The 16,302-nt window shown below is 35.5% G+C and carries 3 protein-coding genes; all 3 read left to right on the top strand.

The features are described 5' to 3' along the window. Nucleotides 1–3: 3 nt before the first annotated feature. Nucleotides 4–843, top strand: coding sequence for an amino acid ABC transporter substrate-binding protein (locus OCF96_RS02635; RefSeq protein WP_261446011.1), 840 nt, complete (start codon nt 4–6; stop codon nt 841–843). Between the two features lie 453 nt (nt 844–1,296). After that, nucleotides 1,297–9,651 (top strand): Rib/alpha-like domain-containing protein, encoded by an 8,355-nt coding sequence (locus OCF96_RS02630; RefSeq protein WP_261446009.1) that lies wholly within the window; start codon nt 1,297–1,299, stop codon nt 9,649–9,651. Nucleotides 9,652–10,317: 666 nt separating this feature from the next. After that, on the top strand, nt 10,318–16,302 hold a 5,985-nt coding region (locus tag OCF96_RS02625; protein ID WP_261446007.1), incomplete at its 3' end, for a Rib/alpha-like domain-containing protein.

Raw genomic sequence — 16,302 nt, 5'->3', positions numbered from 1 at the left:
CCGATGACTAATAAGAAAATTGCTTTGGTATTGGTTGCGCTCCTGACTCTCTTTTTAACAGCCTGTACTCAGAAGGCTAGTGATCCAAAGCAGGATAACTGGGATAAGTATCAAGAGCAGGGAACCATTACTATTGGTTTTGACAATACCTTTGTTCCCATGGGTTTTGAAGAAAAGAATGGTCAATATACAGGCTTTGATATTGATTTGGCACAAGCTGTCTCTGAAAAATTAGGCTTTAAAGTTCAATTTCAGCCAATCGACTGGGATATGAAGGAGACGGAACTGCAAAATGGAACCATAGATGCCATTTGGAATGGCTATTCTGCGACTGATGAACGCCGAGAAAAGGTTGCTTTTAGCATTCCATATATGGAAAATCAGCAGGTTCTGGTTGCTAAGAAAAGCCAGCAAATTCGTTCAGTAGAGGATATGAAGGATAAGACCTTGGGAGCCCAAGCCGGGTCCTCTGGTTATCTAGACTTTGAAGCCCAGCCAGACTTACTAAAAAATCGTGTTAAGGACCAGAAGGCCAATCAATACCAGAGTTTTAATGAGGCCTTGATTGATTTGAAAAATGATCGAATCGATGCCTTGTTGATTGACCGAGTGTATGCTAATTACTACCTCCAGTCTGAAGGAATATTAAATGACTATAATGTCTTTTCAGCAGGATTTGAAAGTGAATCCTTTGCGGTCGGAGTTAGACCAGCTGATAAAAGATTACTACAAGCTTTAAACCAAGCTTTTGTTCAACTTTACCAAGAAGGGAAGTTCCAAGAGATTAGCCATAAATGGTTTGGAGAAGATGTGGCAACAAAAGAAGTGAGAGAAGGAAAATAGATAAGAAGCCTAGTTTTGTCTTTAAAACTGGGCTTTGTTTTTTATAGACTTTATTTTATAAAGCTGGAGCAACTTCTAGATATTTCAGCCATTTTGGACAGATCTTGTGCATCTAGCTTAATTCTGTAATCCCTTATCTATTGCTAAAACTTAATGAATGCGTGATAAAAATATCAGAAAATTCGTTTTTGTAATCAAATCATATGAGTAATCAAATAATATAGAAAACATGTGAATTAATATAAATTATATTTTTGTAAGGGCTTACTAGAAGATGGAGTTTGTGAAATTACTTTGGCGATTAAACCTCAAAATGCTTGAATTATAATAAAAAAAATAGTATAATGATGTGTAACCCCCTTAAAATATACAAAGATATTTTAGGGGGGGGGGGCTTTTTGGTTAGCTTTCTTAAATATATTAACTGATAATTATCAGAAAAGGAGTAAGTAAATGTTTAAACCTAAAGGGCGTCATGTTCGCCAATCGCAAGTGGAGAAATTCACTCGTTACAGTATTCGTAAGGTTAGTTTTGGTGCGGCTAGTGTGGCTGTAGCTACTGGATTGTTTTTCCTTGGTGGAGGAAGCGTCCAAGCGGCCGAACCAGTAATTAATCCAGAATCTACAGAAATTCAAAATCTAAATGATAAGTCCTCGGAGCCCTCTAAGGAAGTTACTGGACAAGCATCTGCTACCGATAAAGCAACCGATGGACAAAAAACTAATTCTGTTAAAGACTCTGTTACTGACACACAAGCAAGTGCAGTTGAAACTCCAAATGTAGTGACGGAAAAAGTTGCTATTAATACAGCATCGTTAGAAGATTTAGTTGCTAAAGCTGAAAGTCGATTGAGTCAATTAACTGAAAGTAAGAGAACAAAATCATTCATCGATGATACTAAAATTTTGGTTAATAAAGCAAAAGAGCTTTTAAATGATGATACAAAAACACAGGCAAAAGTTGATGCACTTGCTAAACAACTTTCAAGTAGCCTTAGCGTTCTAAACAGTATCAAATCTGATGCAACAGAAGAAGAAAAAGTAAATAAAAACCAAGATCCAAGAAATGGACAAGCTATCCCAGGTAAAGGAGAAAGTGGGTTTAGAACTAACGACGCTGCAACTACTGCTACAACAACCACAGGAACAAGTGATACAATCACACCAACAAATCCAGCGCAACCAACTGCGAAAGATATTATCGGAAGTACAAGTACAGTATCACGAGAAAACTTTACTGGTTGGGATACCTATACAATGCCGTTCGGAAGTTACCATCCAGGTCAAGGTGATTTAGGTGTGAATACGCCTGAGAAAAAAGCAGATGCTGCTGACTTAGAGTTTAGAGTGTTCTCTGATCAAAGAGCTGGTACAAGACCTAGTCCTGGACCATCTAACTATACTTATGATGGTAAAGAGAGTGATGTAAAGGCTCGTATTGACTATGGGTTAAAGTTACCAGCTGAGGAAGTTCAGAAGATTATCGAAGAAGCTCCTCTATGGCGCGGAAAACAAAGATATAATGGTACAACGATTTCAAGCCAAGTCCCAGCGACCTACTATGGAAATGGGCCTTATGAATATTTACTTTCTAGTATTTATAAACTTGGATATGAACAAGGGATTGATAAAGTATACATTAAAGATGTAAGTAAACGTATTGAAGTAACAGAAGCTGCTAAAAAGGCTGGTTGGACTGTTTCAGATTTCAATGTCTTCAATTTTCCAAATGGATTATTCTATGATAAAGCAACTGACAGCGTGCAAGGGGTTGTAACACATAGAAGCCCGTTTAACTATCAACAAGTAAAAGCTCGAGTAACATTTAAAAATACTATTACTGGTAAAAGTGTTACAATTCCATTAGATGATCATAGATTTGGTGGAACAGCATGGAAAGATGGAACACCACCTACCCTAGAAATCAATAATGCTGTTAAAGAAGGTAAAGTAGGAGAAGCACTAACTGTTCCAGTAGAATATAGAGATGCTGGAGCTTCACATGCTGGAGTACCAAATGATAGAAGAGTTTCTTATACTTTAACGAATGAAAATGGAGACCCAATCGGACGTACAACTACAATTACAGAAACTGTAGGACGTGCAATTCTTGGGGTTTCTGGAGCGAAGATTACAGGAACGACAGGTACCGGTGCTGATACTCCTACAGAATTGACAGGAAATGAGACAAAAATTCCAGGAGTAGGATTTACAATTGCATCAGCTGATATGACTGAGAATAATCCAAATGGATTTAAAGGAACACCAACAGAAGCTGGGATTTACAGAGTTTCAATCTATGCAAGAGATTATAAAGAGACAAATGCCAATGAAGCATATGCACATGCAACATTTAAAATTGCACCTGAAGTATCTGTAAAAAATGTACATGCTTATGATACAGAAGTTCCTATTACGATTTCTAGAGGGGCTTCAGAAGCGACGATTACATTACCAGATGGAACAAATACAAAAGTTGTTGCTAAAGATGGTAAGTGGGTTGTATCGGAAACGACTAATACTGCTGTAAATGTCAATGATGAAATCGGTACAGTTGGTGAAACTTTCAATTTAAAAGTTCTTCCAACAGCAACAGCAAATGCCGCAACAGATACGATTAACGTAACTGCAAATAGTGAAAATATAACAGCAACATTTACAAGAGCAGAAGTAGCCTTAAAAACTAGACTTGGAGAGAATGTAGCAGCAACATTCAATAAAGTTACTGGACGATGGGAATTATCTGGTGAGACTGCTGAGAAGAAAACTCTTAACAGCGATGGAACAACAACTTGGTTAAAACGTGACCTATATGTTGATGTGAATAAAGATGGCGAAACGATTTTTAATGTTTACGAATATACTCGTACATTAAATGCAGCAGGAAAAGTTACAGCAGTTAATAATGTATCTCGTACACTAACAACTTATAATAAAGAAAATGCAGCGAATAGTTCAGCAGATTCAGCAACTGATACTAATAAAGGAATGGTTGTAACGGTTAGATACGATAAAGGACTAAACAAATGGACTGCTGATGATAACTCTACTGTAACAGCAACAAAAACTGGAGATAAATGGACGATTTCTACGACATCAGGGTTTAGTGGAACCATCGATGCAGTGGAAACAGCAAGTTCTTCAGATAAAGCATCTGTTTTAAATGATGCTCCATCTATTAGCTCCACTTCTTATACTACTGTAAAAGGTGCTACAGTAGATTTAGTAAAACAAAAATCAGCTGCAGTAACAATTACAGATATAGAAGATGATGCGACAACTGCTCCAAATAAAAAGGAAACAACAGTTACAAAAGTAACATTAACATCTCCTTCAGGAACAGTAACAGAATATAGTAGTGCAGCAGAAGCAGCAACTGTTAAATTATCAGAAGTAGGTACTTATACAGTTAAAGTTGAAGTAAAAGATAGTAATGGAAATATCGTTATTGCGGATACTGAAACGGATACTGGAACAAATAAAGGTGCTGAAACTGCTGTGAATTCAACAACTTATACAATTACTGTAAAAGATCAAGAAGCGAATAAATTGTATACAGTTGAAGGTGATACAGTAACAAATAATCAGTTAAAAGAAAAAGTTGTTCCTACTGAAGTAGATGGATTCACTGCAACTAAAAATGATATTGCAGATATTCCAACAACAGCTAAAAAAGCAGGTCAAACATTAGAAGTGCCAGCAACAGTAACTTATACAAAAGGAACTGAAACAATCCCTGTAGAAACTAAAGTAGATGTAGTTGTTTTACCAAAAGTAGAACCGAAAGGAGTAACAGTTCTTAAAGACAGTACTGGTTTAGATGAAGCTGTTAAAGCTAAAGCGGTTGAAGCAGCTAACGCAGTTCCAACTAACAAATTACCAGATGGCGTAACTGTAAGAGTTAAAGAAGTTAAAGCAGGAACAGTACCGGCAACAACAGCAACTGGAGTACAAACTCCAGCAACAGCAGTTGTAGAGTATGTAAAAGATGGTAAAGTAGTTGCATCTAGAGAAGTAAGAGTCCCAGTAACAGTAGTAGGTTCAACAGCTAAGAAATTAGTTGTATTTGAAGGTGATACAGTAACAAAAGACGATGTGAAAGGTGCTGTAACTGAAGGTACAGACGGAACAAAAGGTGAACCAACAACGTTGCCAGAAACAACAGGTAAAGCAGGAGCAAAAGATGTAAAAGTTGATGTGCCAGTAACATATGATAATGGTAAGTTAACTGAAACAGTGAAAGTTCCAGTAACAGTTTTACCAAAACCAGAAGCAGATGAAATTCTTGTTCCTAAAAATGGCGACAAAGAAAAAGCAAAAGAAAAAGTACTTGCTCAAGCTGAAAAAGCGATTGCTGATGGAACATTTACAGGTAAACTACCACAAGGTGCTAAAGTTGAGATTGATAAAACAGCTACAGTAACAGTTCCTGACTTAACAGATGATACTGAAGTGGATGTGACTGTTAAATACACTGTAGATGGTGAAGTGAAAACAACAACTGTTAAAGTACCAGTTACAGTAGTTGAAGGTGTACCACAAATTGTCCCAGTGGATGAAAACAACAAACAACCAGATCCAGAGAAGAGCATCGATAAAACAGATTATCCAGAAGGATCTACATTTAGATATAAGACTCCAGATGGACAAACATCTCCAATCGATGTAACAACAACTGGAGATAAGAATGTGGTTGTTGAAGTACTTGATCCACAAGGAAACACAATTGTTGAAGTTCCAGCAACTGTACGTGTTGTAGGTAGCACACCACAATTTGTAGTAGCTGATCCAGCTAAGAAACAACCAGAAGCGAAAGACAGTGTTACACCAGGAGAATATCCAGACGGTACAACGTTTGAGTACAAAACACCAGTAGATACAACAACTGCAGGTGAAAAAGATGTGACAGTTGTAGCTAAGCTAAATGGTCAACCAATTGCAGAAGTTCCTGCAAAAGTAGTAGTTGTAGATCCTAAGACACAATACGTAGTAGCAGATCCAAGCAAACCACAACCAGATGCATCTAAGAGCATTGATCCAGAACAATATCCAGATGGAACAACATTTGAGTACAAGACTCCAGTAGACACAACTACTCCAGGTGAAAAAGATGTGGTTGTTGTTGCCAAAAATGGAGAAGATAAACTTGTTGAAGTACCAACAAAAGTGAAGGTTGTTCAAGGAAATCCACAAATCGTTCCAGTGGATGAAGGTAAGAAACAACCATCTCCTGAAGATAGTATTGATCCGAATGATTACCCAGATGATGCAACATTTGAGTATAAAGAAGAAGTAGATACATCTAAACCAGGAGATAAGAAAGTTACTGTGGTTGTGAAACAAGGGGATAAGGTATTAGTTGAAGTACCGTCTACAGTACGTGTAGTGGAAAGTTATCCTAAATATGTACCAGTAGATCCAGCTAAGAAACAACCAGATCCGAAAGATAACATTAATCCGAATGACTTCCCAACTGGAACAACATTTGAATACAAAGACAATACACCAGTAGATACAACAACTCCGGGAGAAAAAGATGTAACAGTTGTAGCGAAGTTAAATGGACAACCAATTACAGAAATTCCAGCTAAGATTGTTGTTGTAGAACCTAAGACACAGTATGTTCCAGTGAATGCTGAAGGTGATAAGAAACCAAAACCACAAGATAGCATTACACCAGATGATTATCCAGAAGGTTCAACATTTGAGTACAAGACGCCAGAAGGACAAACAACTCCATATGATGGTTCAACACCGGGAGAAAAAGATGTAACTGTAGTTGTGAAAGATTCAGATGGTGATCCAATTGTAGAAGTACCTGCGAAAATCAAAGTTGTTCAAGGAAAAGAACAATTAACTCCAGTGAATGCTGAAGATAAGGATAAACCAAAAGCTGAAGATAGTATCACACCAGGTGATTATCCAGAAGGTTCAACATTCGAATACAAAGTTCCAGAAGGACAAACAACTCCATATGATGGAACAACACCAGGGGATAAACCAGTTACAGTAGTTGTAAAAGATAAAGATGGAAAAGTGTTAGTAGAAGTTCCAGCTACTATTAAAGTAGTTGAAACAAAACCAACACCGATTGAAACACCAGTAACAAACACTCCTTTAACTAAAGACGATTATACAAAAGGAATGAAGATTCCAGAAGGAGCAACTGTTAAGGTCGGCGATCTTCCAGATTTAACAACACCAGGTGAAAAAACTCCTGTAAAAGTAACAATCACATTGCCAAACGGTAAATCTTATACTGTGGATGTTCCGGTAACAGTGACACCAGTTAAGGAAATTGAAACCCCAGTTACAACAGGTAAATTGACTCCAGAAGATATCTTAAAACAAATTAAAGTACCAGAAGGAGCAACTACTAAGGTTGAAAATATTCCAGACTTAACAACACCAGGTAAGAAAGATCCAGTTAAAGTAACGGTAACATTACCAAATGGCAAAGTAGTTACAGTGGACGTTCCGGTAAACGTAACGCCAGTTAAGGAAATCGAAACCCCAGTAACAACCACACCATTAACACCGGATGATTACACTAAAGGAATTACGATTCCAGAAGGTGGTAAGATTACTAATGTAGAAAATATTCCAGATTTGACAACACCAGGTAAGAAAGATCCAGTTAAGGTAACGATTGAATTGCCAAATGGTAAAGTTATCACAGTGGACGTTCCTGTAACTGTAACGCCAGTTAAGGAAATTGAAACCCCAGTTACAACAGGTAAATTGACTCCAGAAGATATTTTAAAACAAATTAAAGTACCAGAAGGAGCAACTACTAAGGTTGAAAATATTCCAGACTTAACAACACCAGGTAAGAAAGATCCGGTTAAGGTTACTGTAACATTACCAAATGGCAAAGTAGTTACAGTAGACGTTCCAGTAACTGTAACGCCAGTTAAGGAGATCGAGACTCCAGTCACAACCACACCATTAACACCGGACGATTATACTAAAGGAATTACGATTCCAGAGGGTGGTAAGGTTACTAAGGTTGAAAATATTCCAGACTTGACAACTCCAGGTAAGAAAGATCCAGTTAAGGTAACAATTGAATTGCCAAATGGTAAAGTGATTACAGTGGACGTTCCTGTAACTGTAACGCCAGTTAAGGAAATCGAAACCCCAGTCACAAAAGATAAATTAACTCCAGAGGATTACACTAAAGTCATCAAGATTCCAGAAGGTGGCATGGTCACAAATGTTGAAAACATTCCAGACTTGACAACGCCAGGTAAGAAGGATCCAGTTAAAGTAACAATCACATTACCAAATGGCAAAGTAGTTACGGTAGAAGTACCAGTGAATGTAACGCCAATTACACCAATTGAAACCCCAGTCACAAAAGACAAATTGACTCCAGAGGATATCTTAAAACAAATCAAAGTACCAGACGGGGCAACAGTTCAGGTAGGAGATCTTCCAGACTTAACAACACCAGGTAAGAAAGATCCAGTTAAAGTAACAATCACATTACCAAATGGTAAAGTTGTGACTGTAGAAATTCCAGTAACTGTAACACCTATTGAAGATATTGTTAAAAAACAAGGTGATCCAATTACTACTGAGGATGTTGAAAAACACATTCCAAAAGGAGCAAAAGTTATCTCAATTGGTGACAAACCTACAACAGATGTTCCAGGGGAAAGACCAAGTATTCCAGTTGTGATTGAGTTACCAAATGGAATTCGAGTAACTGTAAATGTACCAGTTATCGTAACACCAAAAGTTACGCCTGTGGTAGTTAAAGTTGGAACACCAGTTACGCCAGAAGATGTTAAGAAACATATTGAATTACCAAATGGATGGAAGGTAACAAAAGTAGGAGAAATCCCAACAACATCAACACCAGGAACAAAACCAGTTGTTAAAGTGGAAATCGAATTACCAGATGGACGTAAAATTACTGTCGATGTACCAGTCATCGTTACGCCAACCGTAAGACAAATTGTTGTACCACAAGGAACACCAATCACACCAGACGATGTGAAAGGACATATCGATCTTCCAAAAGAACCAGGATGGGAAATTGTCGAAGTAGGAGAAATCCCAACAACAATTCCTGCTGGAGTGAAACCAAGCGTTAAAGTGAAGATTAAAGTTCCAACTGGAGAAATTGTTGAAGTAGAAGTACCAATCATCGTAACACCGAAAGTAACTCCTATTGTAGTGGAAGTTGGAACACCAATTACGAAAGAGGATGTTATTAAGAAAGTAGGTTTACCAGAAGGATGGGAAATTGTTGAAGTCGGAGAAATTCCAACAACTGAAACACCTGGAGCAAAACCAGTTGTTAAGGTAAAAGTTAAATTACCTGATGGTCGTATTATTACAGTGGAAGTTCCTGTAACAGTAACACCTAAATCACAAAATGGTGGAGGAGTGATTTCTCAAAATGGCGATTCAACTGTTCAGATTGTAACGGAATATCTTGATGAAAATGGTAACCGAATTACTTCAGATAAAGAAGGAAAACACAATCCAATAGAGTTGGAAGGATATGAATTTAGTCATTCAACAACGGATACTAAAGGAAATACCCTACATCACTATAAGAAAGTGAAAAAACCAATCAATCAAGAGACTCCTACAAGTCCAGAAAAACCAGTAGCTACTCCAGTTCAGACAAGTTCTACAGATTCTAAACAAGTAGCCGTTGAAACAACCGTAGCCAATGACAAGAAGGAATTACCAAATACTGGTACAGAAGATAAGGCTGGTCTAGCTAGTCTTGGACTTCTTGGAATGTTGAGTGCATTCGGACTTGTAGCTCGTAAGAAAAAAGAAGACTAAAGATTTGTCGATTATTTATCTTGTGTAATATTAAATCCAGACCTATATAAAAACTTTACGAAATATTATTTGGATAATAATATAAAGATTGTTGATGCTGAAAAAATATCAGGATCACAGGAACGTATAGTATCAGTAACTTAAAAAAGTCTGATACTATGCGTTTTTTTATGGGAAGATTTATTAGTACTTACTTTTTATAAAGTTTTTAACTAATATAAATGTTTTACTTATTTATTGTAGATATGTTTTGTAATGATTGTGATACTTCTTTCAAGGAATATTTGGTAGGATTGAAGTGTAAATAGATTAACTAGGAAAGAAGGAAGTAAATGGAAGCCATTTATCAACCTGATTCGAAACTGGTTGTACTACTTGATGATAAATAATTAGCGCTAGAAACTAGTAGTTGATTGGAAAATAAATAGGCTAAATATTTATGTAATTTAAAATGTTATAAAAACGTAATTTTTCAGACAATAAACATCACGTTCCGTAGAATGTAATATTTATAAAGAATAACGAGCAATATCCGTATATATATATATATATATATACGGATATTGCTCGTTTTGTGATATAAAACTTTGAGAAAAACTCTATTGATTTATTAGATAAAAAGAGTATCATAGAATATAATAAGATATTTATAACGGAGGGAATCAGATGTTTTATAAAGGTAAACATGATCGTGAAAAACAATTACGTTTTTCTATTCGCAAAGTAAGTTTTGGAGCAGCTTCAGTCGTGATTGCTGCTTTTATGATGTTTATTGGTGGAGGTACTGTTCAGGCAGATGCTATTCAAAGTAATGATAGTAGTGCTGCCTCAGTATCTTCAAATCATCAACCAAAGGAATATGATAAGAAAACAGATAATGAGGATAGAGTTAATACTTCTAATCTTAAGGTATCAGAAGCAACTTCTGAAAATACAGGATCTAAAGATGTTATTTCTTCAACTGAATCTTTTAATAATGAGAGTAGACAAGAGGAAAAACAGTTTATTAAAGCTGATACAAGTAAATTAGAATTAGCTGTTGCTCGTGTTCAAGCATTACTTGAAAAAACTGAAGTGAATGAAAAAACAGAAGAAGTAATCAAAAGTGCGAATGAAGAATTAGCTAAAGCGAAAGACTTATTATCTAATGATAAAGTAATACAGGGAGATATCGACAAAGAATTAAGTTCTCTTAATAATATAGATTTTATTCTTAAAAGTATACCAAAAGCATCAATTGAAAAGAAATTAGAAAAAGAAAACAAAAATCAAGATCCACGAAATGGAAAAGAGATTCCTGGTAGAGGGGAAAGTAGTTTAAGAGCTCCTGAAACAAAAGCAAATAATGATGTATCAATTGATGGTGGAAAAATCACTGCAAATGGTTCAATTTCTACTGAACCAAGGATGGGAAGTTTTTCGGGTGTAAATAATATTAGTTATCATTTGAAATTTAAAGATAATGCATATAAAAAAGGAGATCAATTTAGCATTACATTTGAAGAGTTAGGAAATGGTGATAGTTTACCAAAAACATTAAGTAAAGATGGAAAAATTTTTGCTAACTTGATAAAAACAGAAGAATTATATTCTGAAACTTATGGAGCTAATGGATCACGAAATAAAACTCCTTACTGGGCACAAAGGGATGATAGTGTATCACTAAAAGAAAAAGAAGATGCACATATTAAAAATAGAGGTACAAAAACACGCTTTACTTATGAGTTTACTTCGGCAATTGAAAGCTTGACGGATGTTTCATTTAAAGGTTCGATTAATAATTATAGTTTACGTTATCCGCAAATTAGTAAAGAGAAAGAAGTAACGAGTAAGATTCTTGTCGATGATCAACCGATTGTAGAAAAGAAATATATAATGAATAAAACAGATATTAAACAAGATGATAATCAAACTGCTCCTTCAAGAATTTCTACTACAGGTACTATGGATATTAGTGAAAATGGAGAATTATCATCTCATAATGAAGAATTACAATTTAGAACGAACAAGTATGAGTACGAAGCAGGAACTACAATAAAAATTAAGTTAAATAATAAAACCTTAAATAAATTTGCAAAAATTGGTAATTTTAATGTTGTTAAAGCAAATTTACAAAATGATATCACAACGGCAAATTCAAAGATAAATGAAAATGGTGTTATTTTAAAGGAACCTAGAGGGGATGTTTATTTTCAAGTTACTAAGCTATCTGAGGATGAAGTAACATTAAAGATTGTAAAAGGAACAGCCAGTAAAGGTATTTTATATAGAGTGGATTGGGGAGCATTGGGAGTTTCTCGTGAACCTGTAAAAGATACTTTAAAATTATACAATAAGAATAATAAAACATTTGGCCCTACTGAAGAAAAATTGACGGTTACTAAAGATGGTAAAGAAGGAAATTTAAATGAACAATTTACACCAACAATGACGTTTGACTGGAAATATCCTAAGAAAAATGAATTTGATACATCTGGAACGTGGCTAACAGAATATTTAGAATTAGGAAATGTTGCAATTCGTTATATTAACGCAGCCAATAATCATCCGATATTAAAGGCGAAATCTATCGTAAAAGATGGTAAAGCAGAAGTAGATAAATTTTCCACAGTAATTCCAACAAAGGATTTTACAGAAACCAATGTTGCCACAGAAACAAATAACACAACAAAAAAAGAAGAAGTTCAAAATGGAAATATCAAAACAACGACTGCTACAGCTCCGTATATCATTAAAGGAACAGATAATAAGTATTATATTTTCAAAGAATATGTGACTAAAAATAGTCCTTATAATAGAACGTCAACTAGCGGAATAGTTTATGATGCTGTATCAAATATTGTAGCTGCATATGAAGAAGCTAAATATGGAAAAGTTACCGTAAAATATGTGAAATCTAATAATACCTCTTCTGTGATTAGAGAAACAGTCTTAAAAGATGGTACAGCAAAATTAGAAAATATTGTTGGTAATAATTATTCAGTTACTCCAGATGAGGAGATTACTGAAAATGGAGTTGTTTATAAACTTGTCCAAACTGATTTACCAAATAATGCTACTGGAGTATTATCAGAGAATCCTATAGAAGTTGTTTATAAATACGTAGCTAAAAATCAAAAAGCAAATGTTGTTATTAAAACGACTGATGATAAACATTCTACAACAGTAGAGTTAGAAGGTGAAGCTGGAACAGCATTACCAAATAGTGAGGAAATTATTAATAAAGTTAAAGAATTAAAAGGTAAAGGCTACGAAGTTGAAAGTGATACTTACAATATGAATGGTGTTCATCCTAATTTTGATGAGCAAGAAGATATAGAAGCTGGTGTTTCAAAACCATCTCAAACATTTGAAATTACTTTAAAACCAAGAATTGTTGAAGTTCCTTCGTCAACGCCACATGAAAAAGACAGTCCAGTAGATCCTAATGGAGAAAATCCAGATTTGAAATGGCCTGATGGATTAAAAGAGTCTGATTTGAATACGACTGCTAAACGTGTGATTTCTTATGTGAAGAAAGATTCTAATACAGCAGCTGAAGAAAAAGCTTTAGATGATACTGTTCAAACTGTGTCATTCACAAGAAAAGCAAAAGTAAATCTAGTTGATAAAACTGTCGAATATACAGATTGGGAATCATCAAATCAAACATGGGAAAAAGTAGAAGTTAAAACATTAGTAGGATATATTGCTGATAAAAAAGAAATTCCAGCCAAAGAAGCAGTAACCCCTGAAAAAGATACAAAAGTAATCCCTGATGAAACGGATAAGGTTACTTATACGAAGATTGGAAGTTGGACTCCAATTAATCCGACAACAGGATTAGAAGAAACTCCAATTCCATTCCCTAATGATCCAACAGACCCAACAAAAACTGGGGAAATTACAGAAATTATTCCTCATAAAGATGGCTATACTCCAAAAGATGGAAGTGGAAATTCATTAACACCAATCGATCCAGAACATTTAGATAAAGGATATCATCCGCCAAAAATCACAGATCCAAAAGCTAATATTAAAATTACTTATGAAAAAGATGATCAAAAAGCAAAAGTTAAATTTGTTTCAGTAGATCCAAAAACTCAAACAGAAACAGAGTTAACTGACCATGCGTTGACGCTAACTGGTAAATCAGGCGAAATAATTCCTGAAAGCAATGTACAGGCTCATATCGATGTGTTGAAATCAATGGGATATGATATTGTTGATAATCCATTTGATAAAGACCCAGTATTTGATACGAAGAAAGATACAAATGAAACTATCACTCAAGAATTTACCATTAAAGTTCAACCACGTGTATCAACTGCAAAAACTGTATATGTAGTGGAAGGGGATAAGCCATCTGCAGAAAAAGTTGGAGGAGCTGTTACACCTGGTAAAGACGGTAAAGTTACAAATCCTGATGTAAGCAATATTTCTACTGATGGAAAAGCAGGTCAAGAGATTAAAGTTCCAGTAACTGTAACTTATGGAGCAGATAAATTTAAACGTGATGAACCGGTTGAAGTGACTGTTAAAGTTCTTCCAAAACCAACAGCAAAAGGTGTTACAGTCTTAAACGGTACACCAAACGAGCAATTAATCGATGCTATTCGAGCAAATGTTAAAAAAGCAATTGATGGATTAACAAATGTTCCTGAAGGTGTAACTCCTTTTGTAACAGATGATGCGATTGTTACTCCAAAAACGGATCAAAATGGTCAACAAACTCCAGTTACTGTTACAGTTAAATATAGAGATAACGCTACTGGAAAAGTCATTGATGATATTTCTGTGAATGTGGACGTTCCGGTAAATGTAGTTGGTTCAACCCCAACCTCTAAAGTTGTCTTTGAAGGAGATGAATTGACTGCTAAGGATATCACTGATGCGGTTACTCCAGGGAAAAATGGAATGAAAGGTGAACCTAAAGATTTAGCAAAAGATATTACTGCTAAGCCAGGTGTGAAAGAAGTTACTGTGCCGGTGACTTATACAAATCAAAATGGAGAAACTTTAACAGAATCAGTAAAAGTTAAAGTAACAGTTTTACCAAAACCAACACCAAAAGGAATTTTCGTTGCAAAAGATAGCGATAAGGAAAAAGCAAAAGAAAAAGCTCTTGCTAAAGCCAAAGAAGCTATTGCGGATGGCACATTTAAAGGAAAACTTCCAGAAAATGTTACAAATGTAAGTATTGATGAAAATGTGGCAAGTCCAGATTTATCAGATGATACAGATGTGAATGTAACTGTGAAGTACACTGTTGATGGGAAAGAAAAAACAACGGTTGTTAAAGTGCCTGTAACTGTAGTAGAGGGAGTTCCACAAATTGTTCCAGTGGATGAAAATAATAAACAACCAAATCCAGAAAACAGTATTGATAAAACAGAATATCCAGAAGGTTCAACTTTTGAATATGATCCAAAATCTCCTGTAGATACTACAACTCCTGGTGATTACACTGTCAATGTCATTGTAAAAGATAAAGAGGGAAATCCGATTTCAGAAGTACCTGCAACTGTACGTGTTGTAGAAAGCTACCCACAATTTGTGCCAGTCGCTAAGGAGAAAAAACAACCAAGTGTTGAAGGAAGTATTGACCCTAAAGCATTCCCTAAAGATACAGAGTTTACTTATGAAAGCCCAGTAGATACAACAACACCAGGAGAAAAAGACGTTATTGTAGTAGCAAAAATTGGAGATAAGGTCATTGCAAAAGTCCCTGCAAAAGTAATGGTTGTAGAACCTAAGACACAATATGTGCCAGTCGATAAAGATAATAAACAACCAGATGCATCTAAGAGTATTGACCCTGAACAATATCCAGATGGAGTAACATTCAAATATAAGACTCCAGTAGATACAACAACACCAGGCGAAAAAGATGTTATTGTAGAAGCAAAAGACGGAGAAGATAAACTTGTAGAAGTTCCAGCTAAGGTTAAAGTAGTGGAAGGTAAAGAACAATTAATTCCTGTAAATCCAACTGAAAAACCACAAGCCAGAGATAGTATTACTCCAAGTGATTATCCAGAAGGTTCAACATTTGAATACAAAGTTCCAGAAGGACAAACAGAACCATTTGATGCAACAACTGTTGGAGATAAACCAGTAACGGTTGTTGTAAAAGATAAAAATGGAAATGTATTAGTAGAAGTTCCGGCAACGATTAAGGTGGTAGAAGCTAAACCAACACCAATTGAAACACCAGTGACAAATACACCTTTAACAAAGGATGATATTGCTAAATATGTCAAAGTCCCAGAAGGTGGAAAAGTTACGAATGTAGAAAACGTTCCAGACTTAATAACCCCAGGTAAGAAAACTCCTGTTAAAGTAACTGTTACCTTACCAAATGGTAAAACAACGACAGTAGAGGTTCCAGTTAATGTAACTCCAGTTAAAGGCATTGAAACACCAGTTACGAAGACTCCACTAATCCCAGATGATTACACTAAGGGAATTACCATTCCAGAAGGTGGAAAAGTTACGAATGTTGAGAACATTCCAGACTTAACAACCCCAGGTAAGAAAGATCCTGTTAAAGTAACGGTAGAATTACCAAATGGCAAAACAATTACTGTTGATATTCCGGTTAATGTAACACCAGTTAAAGGTATCGAAACCCCAGTTACGAATACACCATTAACTCCAGAGGATTACACC

The sequence above is a fragment of the Streptococcus mitis genome, assembly GCF_946190065.1.
Classification (GTDB): Bacteria; Bacillota; Bacilli; order Lactobacillales; family Streptococcaceae; genus Streptococcus; species Streptococcus mitis_DE.
The sequence above is the reverse complement of the archived record's forward strand: the minus strand, read 5'-3'. Positions and strand labels throughout refer to the sequence as shown.